The sequence below is a fragment of the Rathayibacter tanaceti genome, assembly GCF_009834165.1.
Classification (GTDB): Bacteria; Actinomycetota; Actinomycetes; order Actinomycetales; family Microbacteriaceae; genus Rathayibacter; species Rathayibacter tanaceti.
Genome location: NZ_CP047186.1, coordinates 213,410 through 238,483, shown reverse-complemented (window position 1 = coordinate 238,483; position 25,074 = coordinate 213,410). Strand labels below are relative to the sequence as shown.

Genomic DNA, 25,074 nt, shown 5'->3' with positions numbered 1-25,074 from the left:
GTCACCTCCGGTGGGTAGTGGTGTGCTGGATGGAGTGGTCGACGAGCCTGCGGTCGAGCAGCCACGCGAGGAACGACAGATCGGTCGACGAGGGGAGGGAGCCGTGGGTCTCGTGGAAGTCCCACTGGTGCAAGGCGAAGCGCAGGGCGACCACGGCGTCGAGGAGGCCGGGATCGAGCGGGCCGCCGCCGGCCTCCGCGTAGCCGCGGTCGAAGGCCACCGCCGCTCGAGCGCAGGCAGCGTCGGACTCCCCCGCCGCTGCGGCGGCCAGCGAGAGCTCGGTGAGCTCGCCGCGGAGCCAGCCCGCATCGAGCTCGGGGGGCCCGAACCCGCTCTCCGGTCCGGCGACGACGACGACGTCTCCGCGCGGGTCGACGAACACGGAGCCGAGGCCGAACGCCCCGTGCACGCGGACCCCCTCGGACGGGACGGCGTCGAGGAGCGACGCGAGCCGCGCGAAGCGGCCCGGACCGAGCGCGGTCGTGATCGCGCGGCCGACGGGCGACGAAGCGGCGTCGCGGATGTCCTGCTCGAGACGGCGCAGCGGCAGGGGCACGGGTCCCGCGCCGCGCTCGCCGGAGTGCAGGGCCGCGAGCACAGCGCCGAGACACTCGGCGGTCGCCGGGAACGCCTCGCGTCCCGAGGGCGGCGAGCCGGGGAGGAGATCCGCCGCGACGGGGCCCGCGGCTCGGATCCGCGCGGTCCACGCACCGGAGGCGTCGAGCGCAGCGGGCACGACGGCGGCGTGCGTCGTCCGGACGGCCTCGGCGGGAGGCCGCCCGGCGGGGGCCGCGGCGTACTCGCGTCGAAGGAGGAACCCCTCGTCGAGCGCCTCGATGCTCTGGCGCCACACGCGGGTGCGGACGCTCCAGACGGTGCCGGCGCTCATGCGGCCTCCTGCAGCAGGAGCTCGCCGAGGGCCGCGGCCGCGACGGGGAAGAGCTGCGGGGGCGCTCCGACGCGCTCGGGCGCCGCTACGCTGACGCCGTCCATCGGAGGCAGGAGGACGGTGCGCGCGCGTGCCGACATCCGCTCGGTGTAGAGCGGCCAGCTCGGGCCGGACGTGAACCCGGGGGGTGCGGCGGCGGCCACGACGAGCGGCCTGACGGTGCCCTGGAGAGCGAGCAGCAGCGGGGAGTCGCACAGCCCCAGGCTGAGCCGCGAGAGGAAGTCCATTGAGGCCGGGTGCACGAGGTAGCCCTCGGCCCACTGCTCGAGCCCGACGTGGACGGGGTCGTCGTGCCGGTCGCCCCACTCGTCGATGAGCGGCCGCTCGCCCGTCAACGCCGTGGTCGCCGAGACGCCGACGAAGGCCCGGGCGCGCGGAGTCAGGACGACGCGGAACCGGGTGCTCGGACACACCTCCTGCATCCAGCCGATCCAGCTCGGGAGGAAGGCCGTGCCGAGCGCCCCGGTCGCGGCGATCACGATCCTCCGGTCCGCGAGGCCGCTCAGGCGTCGGGCCTGCTCATCGACGGCGCTCACGCGAGCACGTCCTCGGCGCCGGCGAGGAACGAATCGAGCGCCTCCGTGCGCGCCCGCTCCCGGGCGACGCGGCGTTCCGTGAGCACGGCGAGGACCTCCTCGAGATCCGCGAGGGCGGCCGCCTCTCCGTGCGACGCGAGGACCCCGAAGACGTTGACGACGACCTCGTCGGCACCGTCCGCGTGGAGGAGCTCGAGGCCGTCGGCGATCTCCTCCGGCGATCCGAAGAGGTAGACCCCCTGGTCGATGACGGCCCGCGCGGCGCCCCGACCGTCGTCGGGCAAATCGATCCCGGCCCGGCGCAGCATGTCGCGGTAGTGCGGGGCGGCGAGATGCGCGTGGACGGCGGACTCCACGAGCGAGACCGGATCGCGCCCGGGGCGCCGGACTCCCACGTGCACGACCGCCTCCACGTTCGGGACCGGGCGCTCCGAGGAGGCGGCGCCGCGCGCCAGCGCGTGAGCGATCGTGTCGCGGATCCAGGAGCCCGGGGTGAGCCAGGTGATCGCGTGGGAGGCCGCGCGGCCCGCCGCCTCCGCCATCGCCGGCCGGAGCACTCCGAAGCCGAGCTGGACAGCGGCGGGCGAGTGCTCGGTGACCGCGAGGACCTGGCGTGCGAAGCGCTCCGTCTCGGCGACCGGGCGGGCGAGGGGCGCGCCGAGTGCCGACTCCTGGAAGCGCGCCCCGCCGGGACCGATGCCGAGCACGACGGAGGCGCCGCTCAGGCGCGAGATCGACAGCGCCTGGCGAGCGAGCGCGCTCGGCGACCACAGCGGGTGGAGGGTGACGGCCGTCCCGAGGGGGATCGCGGCACCCCGTCCGGCGAGCGCCGCCATCATCGTCAGCGAGTCGACCGCATCGGAGTGGCCGAACCAGAGCCGGCCGCCGTGACGGCGGGCGAGATCGGCGTACGGGAGCACGCCTCCCAGCGCCGTGGGCATCTTGGGGTACATCACGCCGACGTCCATGGTCGGCTCCCTTCTTCCGGGGTCGGAACGAGCATCAGGGCCGGTGTCTCGAGGACAGCGCGGCAGAGGAGGAGGAACTGGCGGCGGACGAGGTCGGCGTCGACCGCGGGGGCGTGGTGCTCGAGCAGGCCCCAGGGGTCGCTCCCGTCGTGGCGGGCCGCGAAGCCGAGGTGCGCGGTGAGCGGGGAGTCCGCGTCGACGAGCCGGCGTCCCCGGGCGTACCGCAGCGCCCAGGCCACGACGCCGTCGTCCGGCGGCGACACCGACTGCTCCGTGAGGACGTCGCGGATGAGCCCGTCCGCCCGCTCCGCCGCGCCCGCGGCGACCGGCGCCTCCACAGCGAAGTACTCGCCCTGGGGCAGACGGGTCAGGGCGCTGCCGGGGCTGTAGCTGAGCGCGTGGTCGTCCCGGAGCCGCCGGGCGAGGGGGCCGGCGGCCGTCCCGCCCAGGATCAGCGCGGCGAGGGAGCGGGCGAGGGCCTCGCTCGCCCCGCTCGCGCCGGGGAGCGGAGCGAGGATCCGGACGAGAGAGGAGCGGATCCCGGGGATCGGGAGGACGCCCGACTCCGTCACCGGTCCGGCCGTGCTCGGCAGCGGGGGCGCGTGACCCTCGCAACGGCGGCCGGCCGCCTCGATCAGCTCCTCGAACCTCTGCCCGAGGTCGAGCGGCAGGAGGCCGGAGCCGGCGGAGAGGGCGACCGCGACCGGTCGGCGCGAGAACTCGCTCGGCGTCGGCGACTCGCCCGCATCACCGAGCGCGAGCGCCAGGCCGAGCTCGCCGAGGGAGCGGGGCACAGCAGGGGTCTCGGGCGCGGGATCGGCGTCGGCGAGCTCGCGCCAGCTCCCGAGGCGTCCGAGGAGGCGGTCCCAGTCCTCGGGGGTCGCCTCGGCGAGCGGAAGGATCGCGCTCACGCCGGAAGGACCCGGACGGACGTCGATCTCGGCGCTCGCCGGCTCGAGGCCGCGTCGGAGCAGGCTCGCGGCTCGCAGCCGGCCCTGCCAGGAGAGCGGTCTGGTCTCGACGACGAGCGCCACGACGGCGCCGCGCCCTCCACCGAGGACGCGGAGCCCGTCGGCGTGGCGATCGATCGCCGGAGGGGCGGGAGTCGTCGCCGTCATGCGGCCTCTCCTTCCCCGTGCTCCCAGACCAGGAAGCCCGGCTCGTCGCGGCGCAGGTGGTCGAAGGCCTCCGCCACGTCCCCGGCGCGCACCGCCGTCAGCTCCGCCGCCGTGCGCCGCGTGTCGAGGCCGAAGAGCCTGTCGCGAGCCAGGAGGGAACTGGCCGTGGCGGTTCCGGAGAGCCTGCGCTGCAGGCTGTGGAGCTCGGCCCGCCGCCACACGTCGAGCCGGTCGAGGTCGAGCCGGTCGGGGAGAGTGGAGGCCGGTCGGTCCGGCGCGGGCCCGGCGACGCTGGACGACCCGATGAGGAGGGCGGTCTCCGGGCCCTCGTGCACCCCGAAGAGCCCGGCGCGCCAGTGCGCTCCCGGGGACGCGGCGTCCACCGCCCGGGCAAGCACGGCCGCGATGGCCCGCTCGCGCTCGCGTGGACCGCGCTCCGGCAGGAGGCGGGTCTCGGCGGTCGCGGACAGGCCGCGGGGCAGGACCCGCCGGCGCACCGTCCGGACCGCTCCGAGCCGCGATCTCCAGTCCGGAACGGGGCTCCGCGGGGACAGGAGCGCGACGACCGGGGCGACGACCTCCTCGACGAGGTGCGGGTCGAGCGCCGAGGCGACACCGATAGTGACCTCTCGCGTGGAGTGCAGGCGGCGGAGGAAGCCCAGGACCTCGTCCGGTGCGAGGATCGGAGTGGTAAAGGAGTCGTCGGTCCGCTGCCTCCCCCGTGTCGCCAGGGCGCCGTTCCACGGGAAGGTCGCGAGCGCGCCGTCCGTGCGCCGCTCCTCGATCTCGCGGGCGATCACCCAGCGCTCCCGCTCGATCGCTGCGACCGGCACCTCCGTCAGGGAGGCGCGGGCCAGCGCCACGTCGGCGGCCTCGCCGAGGACCGCCAGGGTGTCGTCCTCGACCGGGAGGACGACCGAGTACTCCGTGTGGAACGGGTAGCTCTGAGCGTTGCTGACGCCGCCGCGGTGCAGGACGAACTGCTCGGCGAGCCGGCCCGTCTCGAGCCGCGCCTCGCTGTAGAGGAGGTGCTCCGCCAGATGCGCCGCGCCCGCCTCGCCCGGTCGCTCGTCGACCGAGCCCGCGCCGACGGCGAGCGTGACGGCCACGCTCCGAGCTCCCGGGACCTCGGCGATCGAGGTCCGCGGTCCGCTGCTCCCGGCACTGGTCAGTGCGGATCCGATCATGGTCTCCTCCAGAGGTGGAGGGCCCGGGGACCGGAGCCCCCGGGCCCGGGTCGTCAGCAGCCCGCGGCGAGGGTGGTGGTGGTTCCGCCCGCGGTGACGCCGACCGAGACGAGCGCGCACTCGGGGGAGGACGCGGTCACGAAGACCGAGACGGCCGAGATGGGCGACGGAGTCGCGCCGGGAGCGGACTCGAGCGAGGTGGAGACGAGCTCCTCGGCGCTCGCGTAGCTCGAGAAGCCGGCGATGAGGGTCTGGTTCGAGGTCATGGCATGTCCTTCTTTCCGAGAGGTTTCGACGAGAGGTGGGGGTGCGGCGTCAGCAGCCCGCGTTGACCGTGGTTCCGACGACGGAGCCGCCGACGACGCTGATCGCCGTTCCACAGGCGACCGTGGAGGCGGCGATGAAGCTGAGGACGCCCGGGGTCGCTGCCGGCGCCGCCTCGGTGGTGCCGGAGAGGTCGGGCGCCTGGACCGCATAGGAGCGGTATCCCGCGATGAGAGATTCGGCTGTGGTGCTGCTCATGTCGTTCTCGCTTTCTGTGATCGTGTTTCCTGTGCCGTGTCGGCTCGACGTCCGCGTCGGCGGCCGTCGACCTGCTCGCTCAGCCCGGGAGCCGCGGCGAGTCGAGGTTCTCGTGCACCCTCAGGGGGTGGATGTTGGCGGCGAGGAGCGCCAGGCGGACCCGTTCGGCGGCCGGCTCCCCGCCGGGCTCGACGAGCGCCTTCGCGATGGTCTCGGCCCGGTGCTCGCCGAAGCTCAGGGTGCGCCGGGACCGGGCCGGGTCGTCGGGCTCCCAGGCGTATCCGACTCCCGGTGCCAGACGACCGGCGAGCACGGAGGTGCCCGCCCGCGGATCGTCGCTCGCCAGCAGATCGGCGAACTCCCGCACGCGCTCCCAGGACTCCTGGGGGAGGTAGAGGACGATCGCATCCGTGCGCGGATAGGCCTCGCTCGACGAGAGGATCTTTGCCCGAGCGGGCACGTGCGCCGACTCCAGCCGCTCCGTCAGCCGCCCCCACGCGTCGAGGGCGTCGTCGGCGTCGGCGGCGGCGCGGTAGAGGCGGAGCGGACGGGATCTGCTGCCCGCTCCCGCGCTCGAGGTGAAGAACGAGAAGCCGACCGAGAGGCGCGTCGCGAGGGAGTTGAGCGCGATGTGCGCGGTCGCCGACGTGCGGTCCAGGACGCGGGAGTCCGGGACGAACACGCGCAGGCTCTGATGCAGGACGACGACGCCGTTGTACTGGGGCACGGTCTCGAGCAGCGGGACTCGGGCGGCCCTCGCCCGCCGCGCGGTCGCGGAGGCGATCCGCTCCTCCATGACTCGGTCCTCGCTGGTGAGGCTGCCGCCCGGCGCGTCGTCCCGCAGGCCGATCCCCGCGTGCGCGAACTGGTAGATGCGCCGAGCGAGGACCTGGCCGAGCTCGGACGCGGAGGCGGTCTCGATCTCCGTGCCGAAGGCGCGGGCCGAGCGCTGGTCGTCCGCGATCCCGATGCGCGAGAGGATCCAGGAGACCCCGCTCGCAAGCCCCTGCTCGGTCGGGGCGAGGGCCGGCGCGCTCACTCCGCCCCCAGCCCGAGGACGTCGGTGTACCCGGTGGCGTTGACGATCGCCTCGCGCCCGATCCCGGCGAGGGCCCGGTCCATCGCCGACATACGGCCGTAGTAGGTGGCCGAGGCGAGAGCCCTGTCGAATAGCTGCCACCCGAGGAAGCCGACCGCTCGCGCAGCGAAGCCCTCCTCGACGGCGCGGGCGCGGGTGTACGCCCTCCAGAAGGTGCGGAGGGAGGGGACGGCCTCGTCGACCATGCGGCCGCCATGGGCGATGATCGACGCGTCGGTCACCTCCTCGCCCTCGGCGACGATGGAGTGCACCAGACGGCGCGCGCGGTGGTAGAACAGCTCGCCGAGAAGGCCGCCGGCGTCGCGGGCGGGGTCTCCGAGCCGGAAGTCCTCCCAGTCGAGCATCCAGCAGGTGGCGCCGTCGAGGAGGATCTGGTCGGAGCGCAGGTCCCCGTGGATGGGAGAGGCGGCATCGCCGCTCGGCGCGGAGCGCACCAGCGCGTCCAGCCGGTCCCGGAGAACGGGGTCGCCCTGAAGGAGCCGCCACATCTCGAGCTGTCCCATCGTCGATCCCTCGAACAGGTCGATGGGCATCGCGTCGAGCCCGTGCGGAGGAAGCGACGGCGGCCGGTTCTCGACTCTGCTCGCGTCCGAGGGAGTCGCGCCGTGCACCGCGGCGAGCGCGCCGGCGACCAGCTCGAGCTCCTCCGGGCTGACGGTGCTCTCGCGCACCCGCTCGGCGAAGGTGCTCTCGGCGCCGACCACGGTCTGCGCCAGCACCAGTCCGGCGTCGTCGCGGGCGAGGAGGTCCGGGGTGCGGACGGGGAGCCCGGTGAGGTCCATCACATCGTGGAACGTGGTGACCCGCTGGTACCGGCCCGCGGAGCCGAGGCCGCGCACGGCCTTCACGAAGACGTCGTCGCCGTCGGAGAACCGTAGGCGGGCGTTGAGGTTGCGGCCGAGGAGCACCGGCGCGTCCTCGATCTCGTCCCGGGTCCGGCCGAGCCGGGCCAGGAGGGGAGCGATGCGGTCCAGCAGGTGCTTCTGCTCGGCGGACGCGATCACTCCGCGCTCCGTCGGTAGGCGGAGATGAAGCGCTCGGACGCCGCGGTGACCGGAGCGCCCTGCCAGTCGGCCATGCGGCCGAGCGGCTCGAGGCCGGCGAGACGCGCGGCGGAGTCGAGCTCGGCGGGGAAGACGTAGCGCAGGACCTGCGTGTAGGTGCTCCGCTTCTCGCCGACGAAGACGAGGTTCTGCGAGACCAGCAGCTGGAGCGACGGCTCGACGGTGTACTGCTCGATGACGACGTCGCCGTCGCCCAGGTCCCTCAGCGACATCGCGGGTGCCGTCAGCCCGTGGTAGCGCGAGGGGGTGAAGCACTCGACGAGGAGCACGCCGCCCGGTGCGAGGCACCGGCGGGCGTTCCGGAGCACCGCGAGCTGCTGCTCGGCCGTGGTGGCGACGAGGAGCGTGTTGAGCAGCAGGGTGACGCCGTCGTACTCGCCCTCCAGCTCGTCGTCGATGAAGCTGGCGCGGCGCGCCGTGATGCGCTTTTCCGTGTCGCGCTCGGCGAGGAGCCGGAGCATGTCCGACGAGATCTCCACACCGGAGACCTCGAGGCCCGCTTCGGCCAGGGGCAGTGCCGCCCGGCCCGAGCCGATGCCGAACTCCATCACCCGAGGTCCGGGGGCGACCCGCTGAAGGCAGGCGACGAGCTGTGCGATGTCGCCCAGGGCGTCCGGGTACATGCGGTCGTGGAGCTCCGCCACCAGGCCCGTGTAGGTCCCGTTCCCCTCGGTCGCGGTCGTCACAGCGCCTCCTCCCCCGTCCGCGATCGGCCTCCCGGGGTGGAAGGCCCTCTCGCAGGACCACGACACCCATGCTGCCGAGCGGCGCGCATCCGCCGGATCGGCTCGGAGGACCGCAGTGCTGGATCGTCGGAGGACGAGGAGGTCGAGGGCCGGGGACGACCCGGCCGAGCCCCGCCTGGACCGTCCTCGGCCGATCAGGCCGACGGACAGGCTCCCACGGACGAGGTCCCCCGCACCCGCGGAGGACCTCGTCGGCGGCCGGACGCCTCCCGCGACGCGGGCGGGGACGGACTCAGGGACCGGTCAGCACCTCGGGCTCCGGGGTCATCGAGATCGTGGGGATCGAGGCCGTGATCACGGTGCCGTCGGAGCGGCGGGTGCCCTCGATGTCGGAGGTGGTGGGGGCGCCGTGCAGGCGGCGGCCCTGATGGGTGAGGGCCACGCGGACGGGAGTGCCGGCCTCGACGTGCACCCGCTCGTCACGGACGGTGATCACCGCCGAGTCGCCGGTCTCGACGCTCAGCAGCACCTCGGTCTGCGTCACCTCGACGCGCACGCGCGTGCCGTGCAGGGTGATGCGGAAGGTCAGGCCGTCCCAGTCGTCCGGGAGACGCGGATCGAGCGTGATCCGCCCGCCGTGGTCGCGCATCCCGCCGAAGCCGTACACGAGGGCGCTCCAGACACCGCCGGTGGAGGCGACGTGGATGCCGTCCGCCGTGTTGCGGTGCAGGTCGGCGAGATCAACGAACAGGGCGGACAGGAAGTAGCGCCGAGCGAGGTCGCTGTAGCCCACCTCGGCGGCGATGATCGACTGCACGACGGCCGAGAGGGTCGAGTCGCCGGTCGTGAGCGCGTCGTAGTACTCGAAGTCGGCACGCTTCTGCTCGGCCGTGAACTCGTTGCCCTGGAGCAGCAGCGCGAGCACCACGTCGGCCTGCTTGAGCACCTGGAAGCGGTAGATCACGAGCGGGTGGAAGTGCAGCAGCAGCGGGCGCTTGCTGGCCGGGGTGTTCTCGAGGTCCCACAGTTCCTTCTCGAGGAACGCCGCGTCCTGCGGGTGGATACCGGCCCGCGCATCGAAGGGGATGTGCATCTTCTCGGCGGCGCGCGCCCACTCGAGCACCTCGCCCTCGTCGAGGGCGAGGCGGTCGGCCATCCGCTCGTAGGCGGCGGGCTCGACGGCCTTGAGCAGCTCGACGGCGCGGGCGGCCGAGCGGAGGTTCGCCCGGGCCATGACGTTCGTGTACAGGTTGTCGTTCACGACGGTCGTGTACTCGTCGGGGCCGGTGACGCCGTGGATGTGGAAGTGGTCGTCGCCGTTGCTGCGCCAGAAGCCCAGGTCGGCCCACATCCGAGCGGTCTCGACGAGGATGTCGATCGCACCGCGGGCGAGGAAGTCGTCGTCGCCGGTGGCTCCGACGTACTGCATGAGCGCGTAGGAGATGTCGGCGTCGATGTGGTACTGCGCGGTCCCGGCGGCGTAGTAGGCCGACGACTCCTGGCCGTTGATGGTGCGCCAGGGGAAGAGCGCGCCGCGCTGGTTGAGCTCGGTCGCGCGCGAGCGGGCCGCCTCGAGCATGTTCTGGCGGAAGCGCAACGCGTTGCGGGCGACGAGCGGGGCCGTGTAGCTGAGGAACGGGAGGACGTAGACCTCGGTGTCCCAGAAGTAGTGGCCGCCGTAGCCGGAGCCCGAGACCCCCTTGGCCGCGACTCCGCCGCCGTCGGTGCGGGCCGTCGACTGCGCGAGCTGGAAGAGGTTCCACCGAGCGGCCTGCTGGATCGCGGGCTGCCCGCCGATCCGGACATCGGAGCGGGTCCAGAAGTCGTCGAGCCATTCACGCTGCTTGATGAACTGCTCCTCGACCGGCGTCTCGCGCGCACGGTCGAGGGTGCGGTCGCAGCGATCGGCCAGCTCGCGCACGGGCACGCCGCGGGAGGTGTGGTAGGTCAGCGTCTTGATCAGGCGGACCGGACGGCCGGCCTTCGCCTTCACGCGATACACGTGCTTGGCGAGGTCGTCGTCGATCTGGGAGGTCTGGTCCCACTCGTTCTCGGTCTCGAGCTGGTGCTCGGCACCGCAGGCGACCGTCATCTGGGAGTTGGTGGTGCGGTATCCGAGGAGATAGCGCGTACCCGTGACGCGCTTCAGCCGCGGCTGGAGCACCCGGTCCTCGAACGACTCCGCCTTGCGCGGATCGAAGCCGGCGGCTTCGCTGCCCGACGGCGCGTGGTACTCGTCGACGCCGTCCTGGCGGTTGAGCACCTGGCTCGAGATGAGCACCGAGGCGTCCGCGTCGAGCATCTCGACCTCGTAGTCGAGGATCGCAAGGTGGCGGTCGGTGAACGAGACCAGGCGGCGCGAGCGGATCAGCACGCGCTTGCCCGACGGGGTGCGCCACTCGACCTCGCGCGTGAGCACTCCGCTCGCGAAGTCGAGGCGACGCGAGTACGAGAGGACGTCGGCCTCGCTCAGGACGAACGGCTCGTCGTCGACGTAGAGCCGGAGGATCTTGGCGTCGGGGACGTTGACGATCGTCTGGCCGACCCGGGCGAAACCGAACGCCTCCTCGGCGTGACGGATCGGCCAGGTCTCGTGGAAGCCGTTGATGAAGGTGCCGTAGGCGTAGCCGTCGCGACCCTCCTCGACGTTTCCGCGGAGACCGAGGTAGCCGTTGCCGGTGGCGAACAGCGTCTCGGTGCGGCCCTGGAGCTCGGACGCGAACTCGGTCTCGACCAGGGCCCACTCGTCGATCGGGAAGCGGTTGCGGTCGAGCGGATCGGAGGTGATGGGGTTCATGCGGCGTCCTCGGGGGCGGGGGCGGTGGGGAGGAAGGGGAGCAGCTCGGCGAGGTCGTCCACGACCAGGTCGGCGCCGTGCGCGAGGAGCGTGTCGGCGCCGACTCCGCGGTCGACCCCGACGACGAGGCCGAAGCCGCCCGCGCGGCCGGCGGCGACTCCGGAGTGGGCGTCCTCGACGACCGCGCACTCCGCGGCCTCGAGGCCCAGGAGCTGCGCGGCGTAGAGGTAGGTGTCGGGCGCGGGCTTGCCGGCGATGGAGCGCTCGGCGGCGAGGAGACCGTCGACCACGATCTCGAAGCGGTCGCGCAGGCCGGAGGCCTCGAGCACGGGGACGCCGTTGCGGGAGGAGGTGACGACGGCCACCTCCACCCCCGCGGCGACCGCGGCGTCGACGAAGCGGAGCGAGCCCGGGTAGGGGGCGACGCCGCTCTCGGCGAGGGTGCGGTTGAAGGCGTCGTTCTTGCGGTTGCCGAGCCCGCACACGGTCTCGAGCGACGGGTCGTCCTCGGGTGTGCCCTCGGGGAGGGTGATCCCGCGGGAGGTGAGCAGGGCGCGGACGCCGTCGTAGCGCGGGCGACCGTCGACGTAGCGGAAGTAGTCGGCGTCGGTGTATCCCTCGGCGACTCCCCGCGAGGAGAGGTAGTCGGTGAAGAGCCGCGACCAGGCCTGCATGTGCACATCGGCGGTCGGCGTGAGCACGCCGTCGAGGTCGAAGAGGAGCGCTCGCACCTCGCGGAGCGCGGAGGCGCCGGGGCGCGTCGGGGATGCAGTCACGGCGGGGAGGACCTCTGATCGGGGGCAGGCGTTCGGCGGTTCCGCCGATGACGGTCGTCCGCCGCGGACGGGACGTATCGTATACGCCCCCCGGTCGCCGTGTGGAACCGTTTACACGTCCGTGATCCGCGCGCCGCTGTCGGCGTCGATCCGCGCCGTGGGGGCCGACTCCCCAGCGACGGTGCGGTGCCTGGCGAGAGGGAGCATCAGCCGTGCGCCGGAGGTCGGGTCGGTGATGATCCGCCTGTCGAGGCCGACCACCGCGAGCACCGCCTCCTCGGTGAGCACGGCGGCGGGCGTGCCGGAGGCGTGCACCGCTCCGCTCGCGATCGCCACCAGGTGGCCGGCGTGCCGGGCGGCGAGGTCGAGGTCGTGCAGAACCAGCACCGTGATCCCGCGGGTGCGGTTGAGGTCGACGAGCAGGTCGAGCACCTCGATCTGGTGGCTGACATCGAGGAAAGTGGTCGGCTCGTCCCGCAGCAGCACACGTCGGCCTTCCGCGCGCGAGCCATCGCGGTGCGGCCGGCGGTCCTGGGCGGCCCGATCACCCAGGCGAGCCTCACCCGATGATGAGCGGGCTTTCCAGCCACGGGGTCTCGCGGCCGTCCGTCCCCGAGGTCAGGAGCGCGCAGCACGGCCGATCGCGGGGTTCGAGGCCCTGCCGACCTCGGATGCGGGACATCAGGCCGTCGCGAGCTTCTCGACCGTGCGGAGGTTCCGGGTGGTCGTCGTCGAGCGGTACGCCGATCGGGCGAGGACCTTCGCGACCGGGGTGTCGGTCGAGGATCCGCGCGGGCAGCGCCAGTAAAGGACGTCGGCACCGTAGAGGACGTCGGTGCCGCGGAGGACGTCGGCACCGCGGGCGACGAGCTCGACCGCCGGGTCGGTCTCGCCGATCGCGGCCTGCGCGGCATCGAGCGCCTCCTCATCGGAGCCGAAGACGACGTAGGGGTGGGCCTCGGCGTCGATCCGCGGGAACGGGTAGGCCGCGAGCACCGCGGCGAGCGCCTCCTGCGTCACGAGCACGATCCAGGCGTCGTAGCCGAACCGCTCGGCGAGCGCCGCCTCGAGCGCAGGCTTCAGCGCGGCGGCCGAGCGGTCGGAGTCGAAGGCCGCGTTGCCGCTCGCGAGGACCGTCCGCACCCGTTCCCCTCCGACGCCGGCGACCGTCTCGGCGAGCTCGGCGCTGCGCACGGTGCGGCCGTTGACGTTCACTCCGCGGAGCAGGGCGAGGTATCGAGTCATGCGGCCGACGGTAGCGTGGCGGCATGGCGCGCGGAAGCGGACGACGACGACCCGGGCGGACCCTCGAGGAGGAGATCCTGCGAGCCAGCGAGCGCGGCCCGGGCGCGAGGACGCGCGCCGAGGCGTCGCCTCCCTCCGGACGGCACCTCGTGCTGCCCGCCGAGTCGGGCACCGTGCTCGACGTCGACGTCGACGCTCTCGTGGCGCTCGCCGCCCGCGAGGACCTGCTGATCGCGCTGGAGCGGCGCGCCGGCGAGCACGCCGTGGCCGCGACTCCGCTGCTCTCGTGGTGGTCGGCGACCCCGACGGTGCCGAGCGAGGAGGAGGAGCGCCGGCTGGACGCTCTCGCGCTCGGGCCGGTCACGCTCGGGCGGGGGCCCGCGGCCGACGTGGACTCCCGACTGCGGGAGCTGGCGATCGCGGGCGACCTCGACGCGCTCGGATCGGCGCTGGCGCTGCTGGCGCGGATCCCGGACCCGCCTGCGGCGTTCCAGGACGCGGAGGGGTTCCTGCGGGTGGTGGTGCCGGAGGCGCCCTTCGAGCTGCGGCTCGAGGTGCTCGCGGAGGCGCGGGGCGGGGCGGGAGAGCTGCTGGCTCTGCTCCGGGACTGCGCGTTCACCGCGACGCTGCCGCGGCGGCGCGCAGCGATCGCGGCGATGAGCGAGCGGGTGAGGAGCTTCGCGGATCCGGCGCGGATCGACTCCTCCCGGCTGGACGGGCTCGCAGCAGCGGTGGACGCGGCGCTCGAGAAGCGCTGGTCCGCGCTCTGAACCGCCGCCCGGCCGGGATCGGCTCAGCGCCCGCGCACCGCGGGTGCATAGGCTGGACGGATGCCTCTCACCGGTCTCGACCTCCGCCGCTTCCCCGCCGCCCTGAACGACGACGGCGGACCCGACTCCGCCACCGCCGCATGGGCGACCGCGATCAACGCGGGCTTCCACGAGAAGGAGTTCACGCCCGAGAAGCTGCGCGACTGGGCCGAGCACATGGTCGCCGACGAGCGCGTGCTGACCGCGGTCCTCGACTCCACTTCCCCCGAGGGGCTGGACGGCGCCGGCGTGCCCGTCGGCACCTACGCCGCCTTCCCCGGCTCGCTCCAGGTCGGACGGGGCCGACAGATCGACGCGCACCTGGTCTCCCAGGTCACCGTGCGGCCGACGCACCGGCGCCGCGGCATCCTGCGCACGATGATCACCGAGGACCTGCGCCTGGCAGCGGAGGCCGGCACCCCGGTCGCCGCGCTCACCGCCAGCGAGGCCTCGATCTACCGCCGGTTCGGCTTCGGCCGCTCGGCCTTCACCCGCTCGATCCGCGTCGACACCGGCCCGCGCTTCGGAGTGCAGACCGAGCCGTCCGGCCGCGTCGAGGTCGTCGCGACCACCTGGCTCCAGCCGCGCATCCCGGAGGTGTTCGCCGCGTTCCAGGCATCGGTCCCCGGCTCGCTGACCCGGCAGTCCCGCTACGAGGCGAACTCGGTGGGCACGGAGTCCGGCGAGAGCGCACCGGGCCTGGACGTGCGCTCGGCCGTGCACCTCGACGACGGGGGCGAGCTCGACGGCTACGTGACCTATCGTGCCGTCGGGCCCGACGAGGCTCGGACCCTCGAGATCGTCGACCTGGTCGCCCCCTCCCCCGACGCCTACCTCGCGCTCTGGGGGTACCTGGGCGCTGTCGACCTCGCCTCGGCGGTGACCTGGGACATGGCGCCGGTGGACGACCCGCTGACCTGGGCGCTGCGCGACGCGCGCGTGGTGCAGGTGCAGCACGTCGGCGACCTGATCTGGCTGCGGATCCTCGACGTCGCCGCCGCGTTCTCGGCGCGGCCGTGGACCACCGACGACGCGCTCGTGGTCGACGTGACCGACGAGCTGGGCCTCGCCGACGGCCGCTACCGGATCACCGCGGCCGACGGCTCCGGCCGCGTGGAGCGCACCGGGGAGGCGGCCGACCTGGCGCTCGACGTCGCCGACCTCGGCTCGCTGCTGCTGGGCTCGGTGCGCCCGTCGACCCTGGCGCGCGCCGGCTCGGTTCGCATCGCCGGCGACCCGGAGCGGGTGGACCGCTTCTTCGCGGCGATCGCGACGCCGTACTGCATCTCGTTCTTCTAGGGCGCGCCCCCCGCGGGCGGGGCGGGCCGCGCGCCTGCCGCCATCCTGCCGCGCAGAATCACGGCTGAGGCCGGCTGAGGGCCGGATCCCCGGCGAATCGCCCGCGACCGCCCGACTGCCAGCCTCCTCCGGGCCTGCGCACTGCACCGTCGGCCATGCTGAAGGACCCGTTCCCGACACCGCCAGGAGCTCACCGTGGGTGCATCCGTGATCGTCGACGTCATCGTCGTGCTGAGCCTGCTCGGCGCGCTCGTCGACGGACTGCGCCGTGGCTTCCTCCGGACCGTCGGCGGGCTCGCCGGCGTCGTCGCTGGCGCGATCGGCGCCTCCTTCGCGGTGCCCGCCGTCTCGTCGTGGACCGCAGGCACCGAGTGGCGCCTGCTCGCCGTGATCGGCACGGCGGTCCTGCTGCTCGGCGTCGGCTACGCCGTCGGAGCCACGCTCGGAGCGGTCATCGGGCGCGGCGCCGACCGGGTCAAGCTCGGACTGCTCGACCGGCTCGCCGGGGGCGGCGCCGGGGTCGCGATCACCGGCCTGGTCTGGATCGCCGTCACCTCGGCCGTCTCGCTGCTCGGCGTCCCGCTCGTCACCACCTCGGTCGCCGGCTCCACCGTCATCCGTGGGATCGACGACCTCACTCCCTCCCCGGTCCGCGGGTTCCTCGCCCAGCTCCAGTCGACCGTGGTCGACCGCGGCACGTCCTGGGTGGTCGCGGCCCTCGACGCACCGACGGAGGCACCCGCCATCCCGGACGTGGCGACCGACGATCCCGAGGTGGCCGGCGCCTCCCGCTCGGTCGTGCGGGTCTCGGGCACCGCCTGGGCCTGCGACGTGGGCGTGACCGGCAGCGGCTTCGTCTCCTCCGACGACCGTGTGATCACCAATGCGCACGTGGTCGCCGGAGTCGCCGAGCCGGTGGTGGAGGCGCCCGGCGAGGCTCCCCGCACCGGCCGGGTCGTGTACGCGAACGCCGCCACCGATCTGGCGGTGATCGCCGTCGACGGCCTCGACGCCGCTCCGCTCGCACTCGACGACTCGGTCGTCGGAGGAGACGACGCGGTCGTGGCCGGCTATCCGTTCGGCGGACCGCTGACGCTCGGCTCGGCTCAGGTCTCCTCGGACACGACGGTCTCGCTGATGGTCGACGGAACCCCCACCTCGCGCGAGGTGCTGACCCTGGCCGCCGTGGTCAACCAGGGCAACTCCGGCGGGCCGCTGCTCTCGCTCGACGGCACGGTCTCGGGAGTCGTCTTCGGCAAGGCCGCCTCCGTCGACAACGTGGGCTACGCGATCCCGCTCTCCGTGCTCTCTCCGGTCGTCACCGAGGCGCCGGCGCTGACGGGCGCTGTGGATCCGGGCGCCTGCCGCTCGAGGTGAGCGGTCACGGGAGCGGGCCGGCGACCAGCACGAGCGTGAGGTCGTCGAGCCGCAGCGTCTCGGGGCGCGCCGACTCAAGGTAGTCGGCGACCCGCGGGTCGACGGGGTAGCGCGCCGACGCCTCGATCGCGATGGCGACGACGCCGGCGGAGGACGGATCGGTCGTGACCCGATCCCCGATGTAGGGCACGTAGACACCGGAGGACATGCCCTGCACCAGGACGAGGCCGCCGTCGAGGCCGCGCTCGCGCAGCACGTCGGCCACGCGTGCGATCCCCGTCGGCCGCTCCTGCGCGATACCCGCCGAGGTGGCGGCCGCGACCACGATGGAGGCGGCCAGCAGCACCGCGCCCGCGCCGCGCGCGACCGGCGCGGGCAGCAGGATCCCGCCGTGCAGCGCCTCCGCGATGCCGAGACCCGCCAGGGCGCACAGCAGCCAGGCCCACGCCGCGTAGTAGTGCGGCAGCGCCACCGAGCTGACGACCAGGTGGAACACCAGCAGGAGCAGCGCCGCACCGCCGAGGTACAGCACCAGTGCGCGGCGCCGCGGAGCGAGCAGGGCCAGCAGCGTGCCGAGGAGCAGGACGGAGAGCGCCGGCGGGCCGATCCCCGCCAGCGTGAACCAGAGGTTCGCCCACCACGGCGGGAAGGCGAAGGCCGAGCCCGCGACGTCGATCAGGTGCCCCTCGGCGTTGTGCCGCGACTGGAACTCCAGCAGGTAGCGGATCGCCTCGACCGGATGCACGGGCAGGTAGGCGAGCACTCCCGTGACGACGAAGGCGCCGGCGAAGGCGGCGGCGGCCCGCAGCGCGCGACCGCGACTCCCGGAGCGCAGCAGCGGCAGGAGGAACACGGGCGCGAGCACGGCCGTCGTCAGCTTCGAGGTGACCGACAGGGCGAACAGCGCACCTGCCAGGGCGATCAGCCAGCCGCTGCGCCGCCCCGGGGAGGCACGCGACCAGCTCCACGCCACCGCCATCGCCGCGACGGCGAACAGCACCATAAAGGGCTCCAGCAGGGCGATCCGGTCGATGCGGGTCGCTCCTCCGGGAACGGTGCGCGGGAAGAGGAGGAACAGGCCCGCCGGGATCAGTGCGAGCACGACGCCGAGCTCGCGGCGCAGCCAGAGCCAGAGCACGACCCCGGTGAGGAAGGTGGCGGCGCCGGCCGCGACCCTCCCCGCGATCAGCCCCTCGCCGAGCAGCATCTGGGCCACACCGAGGAGGTACTTCGCGGTCGGCGGATGCTCGAGGTTGGCGCTCACGTCGCCGTGCAGGTAGTCCCAGCCGGCCGCGAGGTAGACCGGCTCGTCCGGCGAGATGTTCGCGGCGCCGAGGGTACCGAAGCACTGATAGAGCCCCCAGAGGAGGGTTCCGATCAGAGCCGCCCACCTCACCCGGCCGATCCTAGGCGCTTCCCCGCTCGGCGCACGATCGGCCCGCTCGCCGCGACTCCGCCGCCCCTGGCCGCCGGGACGGCGGCGGGTAGGATCGACGCGCATCCCGTCCCCCTCCCCTGGAGCCTCCAGCACATGGCAGACAGCCGCATCGCCGTTCCCGACACCACTGCGAACGCGGAGGCGACGCCCGAGCGGGAGCAGCCCTACGCCGCTCTCGGGCTCAAGCCCGACGAGTACGCGAGCATCCGCGAGATCCTGGGCCGGCGCCCGACGAGCGGCGAGCTCGCCATGTACTCGGTGATGTGGAGCGAGCACTGCTCGTACAAGTCGTCGAAGATGTACCTCCGCCAGTTCGGGCAGAAGGTCTCGCCCGCCATGAAGAAGAACCTTATGGTCGGCATGGGCGAGAACGCCGGAGTCGTCGACGTCGGCGAGGGCTGGGCCGTCACCTTCAAGATCGAGAGCCACAACCACCCGAGCTACATCGAGCCGTTCCAGGGCGCGGCGACCGGAGTCGGCGGCATCGTCCGCGACATCATCTCGATGGGCGCCCGGCCCGTTGCGGTCATGGACGCGCTGCGTTTCGGGGCGATCGACGACCCCGACACGGCGCGCGTGGTGCACGGCGTCGTGGCCGGCATCTCCTTCTACGGCAACTGCCTCGGCCTGCCGAACATCGGCGGCGAGACCTCCTTCGACTCCGTCTACCAGGGCAACCCGCTGGTGAACGCGCTCGCGGTCGGAGTGCTGCGTCACGAGGACCTGCACCTCGCGAACGCCCGCGGCGTCGGCAACAAGGTCGTGCTCTTCGGGGCGCGCACCGGAGGCGACGGCATCGGCGGCGCGTCGATCCTCGCCTCCGACACGTTCGCCGACGGCGGCCCGACCAAGCGCCCCGCGGTGCAGGTCGGCGACCCGTTCGCCGAGAAGGTGCTCATCGAGTGCTGCCTCGAACTGTTCCGCAAGGACCTGGTGGAGGGCATCCAGGATCTGGGCGCCGCGGGGATCTCGTGCGCCACATCCGAGCTCGCGTCGAACGGCGACGGCGGCATGGTCATCGAGCTCGACTCGGTGCTGCTGCGCGACCCCTCGCTCACGGCCGAGGAGATCCTGATGTCGGAGTCGCAGGAGCGCATGATGGCCGTCGTCCGGCCCGAGAAGCTCGACGCGTTCCTCGAGGTCGTCGGCAAGTGGGACGTCGAGACCAGCGTGCTGGGCGAGGTCACCGACTCCGGCCGCCTCATCATCCACTGGCACGGCGAGGAGATCGTCAACGTCGACCCCCGCACGGTCGCCGTCGACGGGCCGGTCTACGAGCGGCCGATCGCCTACCCGGGCTGGCTCGACGCCCTCCAGGCGGACTCCTCCTCCCGCCTGCCCCGCTCGAGGGGCGGCGACGCGCTGCGCGCCGAGACCCTGGCGCTGCTGGGCTCCGCGAACCTCGCCGACAAGAGCTGGATCACCTCGCAGTACGACCGCTACGTGCTCGGCAACACAGCGCTGAGCTACCCCGACGACGGCGGCATGGTCCGCGTCGACGAGGAGTCGGGCCTCGGCTTCGCCGTGGCGACCGACGCCAACGGCCGCTGGTGCCAGCTCGACCCGGCGCAGGGCGCCCGGCTCGCGCTGGCGGAGGCGTTCCGCAACGTGGCCGTCACCGGAGCGACCCCGGTCGCCGTCTCGGACTGCCTCAACTTCGGCAGCCCCGAGAACCCCGAGGTGATGTGGCAGTTCCGCGAGACCGTCGGTGCCCTCGCCGACGCGTGTCTCGAGCTCGAGATCCCCGTCACCGGCGGCAACGTGTCGTTCTACAACCAGACCGGCGACGTGCCGATCTTCCCGACCCCGGTCGTGGGCGTGCTCGGCGTGATCGACAACGTCGCGCGCCGCATCCCCTCCGGCTGGCAGGACGAGGGCGACAACGTCTACCTCCTCGGCACGACCCGCGACGAGCTCGACGGCTCCGCGTGGGCCGGTACCGTGCACGACCACCTGGGCGGGCTGCCCCCGCAGCTCGACCTCGCGGCCGAGCGCGCGCTGGCCGATCTGATCTCGGCGGGAGCGAAGGAGTCACTGATCGCCTCCGCCCACGACCTCTCCGACGGCGGGCTCGTGGTGGCGCTGGCCGAGTCGGCGCTGCGGTTCGGAGTGGGGGCGCGCATCTGGCTCGGCGAGCTGATGGAGCGCGACGGGGTCGACGCGACGGCCGCGCTGTTCTCGGAGTCGACGGGCCGCGTGCTGGTGTCGGTGCCGCGCGAGGACGATGTGAAGTTCCGCGGGCTCTGCGAGGGCCGCGGCTACCCGGTGCTGCGGATCGGCGTGACGGATGCGGCGACTCCGGCCGTCGAGGTGCAGGGCCTGTTCACGCTGCCGCTCGAGGAGCTGCGGGCCGTGAACGGCGCCGTGCTGCCGCGCCACTTCGGCTGAGGCGACGGCCCGACGAGGAGGACCGGCCCGACCGGCGTTCCGTCATTACGGAATATTTGCAATAGTTGACGGGTGACCCCGACCGACAGAGACCTCGCGCGCGAGATCGACGAGCTCCGGGAGCGGCTGGACCGCCTCGAGGCCCCCGGCGCCCGCTCCGCCCTCAACCCGCCCGCCGACGACCCGCTCTGGGCGCTCGCCGCACTCAGGGAGCGGCTGCCCTCCCCCGGCGGAGTCGTCTTCGCCGGCTCCGTCGCGACTCCCGCGGGACCGGTCGAGTGGCAGTACGGCCTCACGACCGACGCGTTCTTCGAGCACGACTGGGGCGCGACCCCCGGACCGACCGCGCTCGCCGCGCTCGGCAGCCCCGTCCGCCTGCGCTTTTTGCAGGCTGTCGCAGGCGGAGTCGAGACCGTCGCCCAGCTCGCCGAGAGCGAGGGAGCGGGCACCACCGGCCAGATCTACCACCACGTCAACCAGCTGGTCGCGGCCGGCTGGCTCCACGCGCGCGGCCGCGGCCGCTACGGCATCCCGCCGGAACGCCTCGTTCCCCTGCTCGTGATTTTGCTCGCCTCGGGAGGCCCGCGATGACCCGCCGCCGACTCGCCCTCGCCGCCACCGCTGCGGCCGTCGTGCTGATCGGCGGGGTGCTGCTGCGCCCCTCCGCCCCGACGCTCTCGCCCGACGCGACCGGTGACGCCGAGATCGCGCAGTGGCTCCGCACCGACGTCGGCGACGGCGCCCGCCACCACCTCGTCGCCGCTGTCGTCACTCCCGAGGGCATCCGCTACGGCGGACTCGGCGCCGACGAGCGCACGGAGGTCGAGATCGGGTCCGTGACCAAGACCATGACCGCCCTCCTCCTCGCCCAGAGCGCCGCGGCCGGCACCGTCGCCCTCGACGACCGCGCCGCCGACTACGCCGAGGTCGGCGACTTCCCGGGCACGCTCGCGCAGCTGGCGAGCCACCGCTCGGGGCTCCCGCGGATCCCCACCGGCGTCGGCGAGATCGCCTCGACGGTCCTGGCGCAGCTGCGGGGCACGGACCCGTACGCCGGCTGGTCGGCCGCGGACACTCTGCGCCACGCGGCAGAGGCGGACCTCGGCGCCGAGGAGGTCGCCTACTCCAACCTGGGCGCCGCAGTGCTGGGCCAGACCCTCGCCCGGGCGGAGGGGCGCGACTACGCCGACCTGCTGCGCGAGCGGGTCCTGGACCCGCTCGGGATGACTGACTCCTCCGTGCCCGTGACCGCCGACGCTCTCGCCCCTGACGCACCGACCGGTTACACGGCGAGCGGCCGGTCGGTCGCTCCGTGGACCCTCGCCGGCTACGCCCCGGCGGGCGGCGTCCGCTCGACCGCGGCCGACATGGCCCGCTACGCGCAGGCCCTGCTCACCGACGATCCTGCGCTCGGAGTGGCGGGCTCCACGGTGCTCGAGCCGCGGTTCGACGCCGGCGACGGCAACCGCATCGGCCTCTCCTGGTACACCTCCGACGCGGCCGGCGGCGGATCCACGACCTGGCACAACGGAGGCACCGCCGGCTACTCGACGATGCTCGTGATGGACCGTGACCGCGGCGTCGCCGTCTTCGTCAACGGCGACACGGCGAGCTCGGTCGACGAGCTCGGCGTCACGCTGCTGCAGCGCGTCCTGGAGGAGGAGTCGTGATCATCGCCTCGACCATCGCCCTGATCGTCGTCGCCTCCACGGTCGGCCGCTTCGCGCTCGGGAGCCTGCCGTCGCGCCGGACCGCGCGCCGGCTCGACCGCGACCGCCTCCGCTCGCTCACGCGCGGGGTCGAGGCGGTGGCGGTGCTGCTGCTCGGCCGGGCCTTCATCGACTGGTCGGCGCTGACCCTGGTGCCGTGGTTCGTGCTGGTGGCCGTCGCCGCGGCCGGAGCCGCCGGGGCGGCGCTGCGCTGGGGCTCCCTGCCGTGGTTCGAGGACCCGGCGCGCCGCCGCTCGCGCACGACCGGGTTCGCGGCGACGGTCGCGCTGTCGGCCGTGCTGCTCGGCGTACTGGCGTGAGCGCCGGCCGCCGACGCCTCGGCTCGCGCGGACACGGGGACGCAGGTCGCGCGGGGGTCGAGCGCGGCCACCGCGCCTTCTGAGGAGCCGCACCCGCCGGGCAGCAGGCCGCCGTCAGCCTGTCTGGGCGGGCAGGTCGTCGGGCGCCGTGTTGTCGAGCACGCGGCCGTTCTGGTCGCCGACCGTGAGGACGGTCGTCGGACGGAGGTTGAGGGTGTCGCCGCCGAAGAGACTGTCGATGTCGACACCGTCGCGGCGGACCGAGTTGAGGGCGGAGAGGTAGTCGGGGCTGATGCAGAAGCGCTCGGCGATCTGCTCGCTGATATCACCGGCGGCCACGAGGTAGGAGGCGGGGGCGCCGTCGGAGGCGGCCCGCACCGTCCCCGTCGCGCCGCTCCGGGAGCCGGAGTCGCGCACCTCCTCGAGGTCGACACCGTCGAGCGTGCCCGAGCCGACGGTCCGTACCGAGCACTCCCCCGCCCCGCCCGCGACCGACCCGACCGGCACGGGCGTGACCGCGATGCTCGGAACGGGCCGCGACGCCGGAGCTCCGTCGGCGGTCGGCGCGGAGGCGCCTGCGCCCGACGACTCCGCAGGTGGCGCCGCTCCTGGCGGCTCCGCCGTGCAGCCGGCGAGCAGGATCACCGCGGCGAGAGGGATCACGAGGCGCTGCGTCGTCCGGACCATGCCGCGACTCTAGCCCGGCGCCCGCGCGGCCAGGCGGCACCGCGCCCGGCCAGGGGACCACCCGCCGCAGCACCCCGGGCACTTCCTCTCTCGTCCGTCCCCTACCGGACAACCGGTGGACACCCGGCCCGAACCGGCGTCAACTGGAACCATGCAGTACACGTCTCTCGGCCGCACCGGCCTGTCCGTCTCCCGCACCGTCCTCGGCACCATGAACTTCGGCATGCAGACCGAGGAGTCCGACTCGTTCGCGATCATGGATCGCGCGCACGAGCTGGGCGTCAACTTCTTCGACACCGCCAACGTCTATGGAGGCGACGCCGGCCGCGGAGCCACCGAGGAGATCGTGGGCCGCTGGTTCGCCCAGGGCGGCGAGCGCCGCGAGCGCACGGTCCTCGCGACCAAGGTCTTCGGCGACATGGGCGAGTTCGCCGCTCCCGGAGCCGAGCGCGGCCGCGACTCCTGGCCCAACGGCGGCCGACTCTCGGCCCTCAGCCTGCGCCGCGCGCTCGACGAGAGCCTGCGGCGCCTCCAGACCGACCACATCGACCTCTACCAGTTCCACCACGTCGACCGGACGACCCCGTGGGACGAGATCTGGCAGGCGATGGAGGTGGCCGTGCAGCAGGGCAAGGTCCTCTACGTCGGCTCCAGCAACTTCGCCGGCTGGCACCTCGCGCAGGCCCAGGAGGCGGCGCGCGCCCGCCACTTCACCGGCCTCGCCTCCGAGCAGTCGATCTACAACCTGCTCGTACGCAATGTCGAGCGGGAGGTCCTGCCCGCCGCGCTGCACTATGGGCTCGGTGTCATCCCGTGGTCTCCGCTCCAGGGTGGTCTGCTCGGCGGCGTGCTCGAGAAGACCGCGGAGGGCGGGCGCCGCTCCTCCGAGCGCACCCTCGCCGCGATCGAGCAGCACCGTCCCGCCCTCGAGCAGTGGGAGGCGTTCGCGCGCGAGCGGGGCGAGGCGCCCGGCGAGCTGGCCCTGGCCTGGCTCCTGCACCAGCCCGCCGTCACCGGACCGATCACCGGCCCGCGCACGCTCAAGCAGCTGGAGAGCGCGGTCGCCGCCGTCGACATCACGCTCGACTCCGCAGCGCTCGCCCGCCTCGACGAGATCTTCCCCGGCCACCGGACCGCCCCGGAGGACTACGCCTGGTGACCGCCCGACCGCCTGGACTGCGCAGGAGTCGCGAGCCGGGGCGTGGTCCGGGCGCGGACGTCGACGGTTCCGAGCACGATGCGGTGAAGAACGAAGGAAGGATGTCGATCCCGATCCCGATCCGCGCGGGTTGGCGGGCGTCGAGTCGAATCCTTCCTTCGTTCTTGACGCCATCCGCCTCGAACAGCGCCTCGAATAGCGCCGCTCAGGTGTCGGCGACCGAGGTCGCGAGAACGATCGCCGTGAGCGTCGTCCGCAACCGCTCGAGCGCCGCCGCCTCCGACTCGTCCTCGAGGATCGACTGCTTCACCGCGTCGTCGTAGCCCGCGATCAGCAGGCGCACCGCCGTCCGCGGCTCAAGCGAGAACTCGCGGCCCACGTGGTGCAGCGCACCGTGCACGATCTGCACGAGGGAGGCGTCGAAGCCGGCCCGGAAGTCGCGGTACTGCGGCGCGATGCGCGCGTCCCGCAGCGCGAGCAGCTCGAACTCCGACTCAACCACGCACCAGCGTCGACTGTCGGTGACGGGCCCCTGGAGGAAGTCGAGGATCACGACCGCGAGCCTCTCGGCGGTCAGCGGCTCGTCCGAGTCGACGATCTTGGGGATCGTGCGCCCCATCTGCTCGACGAGAGCGGTCACCCGGGCGCCGTTCTCTCGCTCCATCAGTGCGAAGAACAGCTCCTCCTTCGAGGAGAAGTTGGAGTAGAAGGCGCCGCGCGAGAATCCGGCGCGCTCGCAGATCTGCTCGACGGAGGCGGAGTGCACTCCGGTCTCGGCGAAGACGTCGTAGGCCGCGTCGAGCAGCCGCTCGCGCGTGCGGCTGCGGCGCGGAGTCTCGGGAGGGGTGGCGTCGATCGCGGTCATCGTCGCCTCCTGCCGGTCGCTGCCTGCGACGACCTCACTGTATCCGATACATCCACGTATCCAATACGCTGCTGTA

25 protein-coding genes are annotated in these 25,074 nt (G+C 73.4%); 8 read left to right on the top strand and 17 right to left on the bottom strand.

Going from position 1 to position 25,074, the window contains the following annotated elements:
- Window position 1: 1 nt before the first annotated feature.
- The 14 genes from GSU10_RS01075 to GSU10_RS01010 form a co-directional block, all read right to left on the bottom strand.
- The gene (locus GSU10_RS01075) at window positions 2-889 is read right to left on the bottom strand and encodes a hypothetical protein (protein ID WP_132504710.1); all 888 of its coding nucleotides are present in this window, start codon (window positions 887-889) and stop codon (window positions 2-4) included.
- Window positions 886-1,485 (bottom strand): flavoprotein, encoded by a 600-nt coding sequence (locus tag GSU10_RS01070; protein ID WP_068210295.1) that lies wholly within the window; start codon window positions 1,483-1,485, stop codon window positions 886-888. Before GSU10_RS01070 ends, GSU10_RS01075 begins: the two co-directional genes overlap by 4 nt.
- Window positions 1,482-2,453: an LLM class flavin-dependent oxidoreductase gene (locus GSU10_RS01065; RefSeq protein WP_068210296.1), complete on the bottom strand. Its 972-nt coding sequence runs from the start codon at window positions 2,451-2,453 to the stop codon at window positions 1,482-1,484. Before GSU10_RS01065 ends, GSU10_RS01070 begins: the two co-directional genes overlap by 4 nt.
- On the bottom strand, window positions 2,438-3,571 hold the full coding sequence (locus GSU10_RS01060) for a peptidase M16 family protein (protein WP_132504708.1): 1,134 nt from the start codon (window positions 3,569-3,571) through the stop codon (window positions 2,438-2,440). The genes GSU10_RS01065 and GSU10_RS01060 overlap by 16 nt, the downstream gene beginning before the upstream one ends.
- Window positions 3,568-4,758: an insulinase family protein gene (locus GSU10_RS01055; RefSeq protein WP_132504706.1), complete on the bottom strand. Its 1,191-nt coding sequence runs from the start codon at window positions 4,756-4,758 to the stop codon at window positions 3,568-3,570. The genes GSU10_RS01060 and GSU10_RS01055 overlap by 4 nt, the downstream gene beginning before the upstream one ends.
- 53 nt (window positions 4,759-4,811) lie before the next feature.
- Window positions 4,812-5,024 (bottom strand): LxmA leader domain family RiPP, encoded by a 213-nt coding sequence (locus GSU10_RS01050; RefSeq protein WP_068210299.1) that lies wholly within the window; start codon window positions 5,022-5,024, stop codon window positions 4,812-4,814.
- Window positions 5,025-5,073: 49 nt separating this feature from the next.
- A complete protein-coding gene (locus tag GSU10_RS01045) occupies window positions 5,074-5,280 on the bottom strand; it encodes a hypothetical protein (protein ID WP_068210300.1) in 207 nt (68 codons plus the stop codon).
- A 79-nt stretch (window positions 5,281-5,359) separates the two neighbouring features.
- Entirely contained in the window at window positions 5,360-6,319 is a 960-nt protein-coding gene (locus tag GSU10_RS01040; protein WP_068210304.1) for a T3SS effector HopA1 family protein, read from the bottom strand.
- Entirely contained in the window at window positions 6,316-7,383 is a 1,068-nt protein-coding gene (locus tag GSU10_RS01035) for a phosphotransferase (protein ID WP_132504704.1), read from the bottom strand. The genes GSU10_RS01040 and GSU10_RS01035 overlap by 4 nt, the downstream gene beginning before the upstream one ends.
- On the bottom strand, window positions 7,380-8,129 hold the full coding sequence (locus GSU10_RS01030) for a class I SAM-dependent methyltransferase (RefSeq protein WP_082845082.1): 750 nt from the start codon (window positions 8,127-8,129) through the stop codon (window positions 7,380-7,382). The genes GSU10_RS01035 and GSU10_RS01030 overlap by 4 nt, the downstream gene beginning before the upstream one ends.
- A gap of 292 nt (window positions 8,130-8,421) precedes the next feature.
- Window positions 8,422-10,926, bottom strand: coding sequence for a glycoside hydrolase family 65 protein (locus GSU10_RS01025; protein ID WP_132504702.1), 2,505 nt, complete (start codon window positions 10,924-10,926; stop codon window positions 8,422-8,424).
- The gene (locus tag GSU10_RS01020; RefSeq protein WP_132504700.1) at window positions 10,923-11,702 is read right to left on the bottom strand and encodes an HAD family hydrolase; all 780 of its coding nucleotides are present in this window, start codon (window positions 11,700-11,702) and stop codon (window positions 10,923-10,925) included. The genes GSU10_RS01025 and GSU10_RS01020 overlap by 4 nt, the downstream gene beginning before the upstream one ends.
- A gap of 111 nt (window positions 11,703-11,813) precedes the next feature.
- The gene (locus GSU10_RS01015; protein ID WP_068210308.1) at window positions 11,814-12,188 is read right to left on the bottom strand and encodes an ATP-binding cassette domain-containing protein; all 375 of its coding nucleotides are present in this window, start codon (window positions 12,186-12,188) and stop codon (window positions 11,814-11,816) included.
- Between the two features lie 195 nt (window positions 12,189-12,383).
- Complete coding sequence (locus GSU10_RS01010) at window positions 12,384-12,947, bottom strand: DUF1697 domain-containing protein (protein WP_068210310.1); 564 nt, start codon at window positions 12,945-12,947, stop codon at window positions 12,384-12,386.
- A gap of 23 nt (window positions 12,948-12,970) precedes the next feature.
- Here GSU10_RS01010 and GSU10_RS01005 point away from each other — a divergent pair, with 23 nt between their 5' ends.
- From GSU10_RS01005 to GSU10_RS00995, 3 genes are all read left to right on the top strand, one after another.
- Window positions 12,971-13,717, top strand: coding sequence for a DUF2254 family protein (locus GSU10_RS01005; protein ID WP_068210316.1), 747 nt, complete (start codon window positions 12,971-12,973; stop codon window positions 13,715-13,717).
- Between the two features lie 60 nt (window positions 13,718-13,777).
- Window positions 13,778-15,055: a GNAT family N-acetyltransferase gene (locus tag GSU10_RS01000; protein WP_068210319.1), complete on the top strand. Its 1,278-nt coding sequence runs from the start codon at window positions 13,778-13,780 to the stop codon at window positions 15,053-15,055.
- Between the two features lie 195 nt (window positions 15,056-15,250).
- Window positions 15,251-16,432 carry a MarP family serine protease gene (locus GSU10_RS00995; RefSeq protein ID WP_068210321.1) on the top strand — a complete coding sequence of 394 codons (1,182 nt, stop codon included), beginning with the start codon at window positions 15,251-15,253 and terminating at the stop codon, window positions 16,430-16,432.
- 4 nt (window positions 16,433-16,436) lie between these two features.
- Here GSU10_RS00995 and GSU10_RS00990 read toward each other — a convergent pair whose 3' ends face one another.
- On the bottom strand, window positions 16,437-17,828 hold the full coding sequence (locus tag GSU10_RS00990) for an ArnT family glycosyltransferase (protein ID WP_068210323.1): 1,392 nt from the start codon (window positions 17,826-17,828) through the stop codon (window positions 16,437-16,439).
- 135 nt (window positions 17,829-17,963) lie between these two features.
- Between GSU10_RS00990 and purL the strand changes: the two genes are divergently transcribed.
- The 4 genes from purL (at window position 17,964) to GSU10_RS00970 (ending at window position 22,287) form a co-directional block, all read left to right on the top strand.
- Window positions 17,964-20,258, top strand: a complete 2,295-nt coding sequence (gene purL / locus GSU10_RS00985; protein ID WP_068210325.1) for a phosphoribosylformylglycinamidine synthase subunit PurL — start codon at window positions 17,964-17,966, stop codon at window positions 20,256-20,258.
- A 72-nt stretch (window positions 20,259-20,330) separates the two neighbouring features.
- Window positions 20,331-20,849, top strand: coding sequence for an ArsR/SmtB family transcription factor (locus GSU10_RS00980; RefSeq protein WP_068210326.1), 519 nt, complete (start codon window positions 20,331-20,333; stop codon window positions 20,847-20,849).
- Window positions 20,846-21,928, top strand: a complete 1,083-nt coding sequence (locus GSU10_RS00975; RefSeq protein WP_068210327.1) for a serine hydrolase domain-containing protein — start codon at window positions 20,846-20,848, stop codon at window positions 21,926-21,928. The genes GSU10_RS00980 and GSU10_RS00975 overlap by 4 nt, the downstream gene beginning before the upstream one ends.
- Window positions 21,925-22,287, top strand: a complete 363-nt coding sequence (locus tag GSU10_RS00970) for a hypothetical protein (protein WP_132504698.1) — start codon at window positions 21,925-21,927, stop codon at window positions 22,285-22,287. Before GSU10_RS00975 ends, GSU10_RS00970 begins: the two co-directional genes overlap by 4 nt.
- A gap of 114 nt (window positions 22,288-22,401) precedes the next feature.
- Here GSU10_RS00970 and GSU10_RS00965 read toward each other — a convergent pair whose 3' ends face one another.
- Entirely contained in the window at window positions 22,402-22,974 is a 573-nt protein-coding gene (locus tag GSU10_RS00965) for a hypothetical protein (protein WP_132504696.1), read from the bottom strand.
- A gap of 151 nt (window positions 22,975-23,125) precedes the next feature.
- Between GSU10_RS00965 and GSU10_RS00960 the strand changes: the two genes are divergently transcribed.
- Window positions 23,126-24,133 (top strand): aldo/keto reductase, encoded by a 1,008-nt coding sequence (locus GSU10_RS00960; RefSeq protein WP_068213164.1) that lies wholly within the window; start codon window positions 23,126-23,128, stop codon window positions 24,131-24,133.
- A gap of 205 nt (window positions 24,134-24,338) precedes the next feature.
- Here GSU10_RS00960 and GSU10_RS00955 read toward each other — a convergent pair whose 3' ends face one another.
- A complete protein-coding gene (locus tag GSU10_RS00955; protein WP_068213161.1) occupies window positions 24,339-24,998 on the bottom strand; it encodes a TetR/AcrR family transcriptional regulator in 660 nt (219 codons plus the stop codon).
- Between the last annotated feature and the right edge of the window lie 76 nt (window positions 24,999-25,074).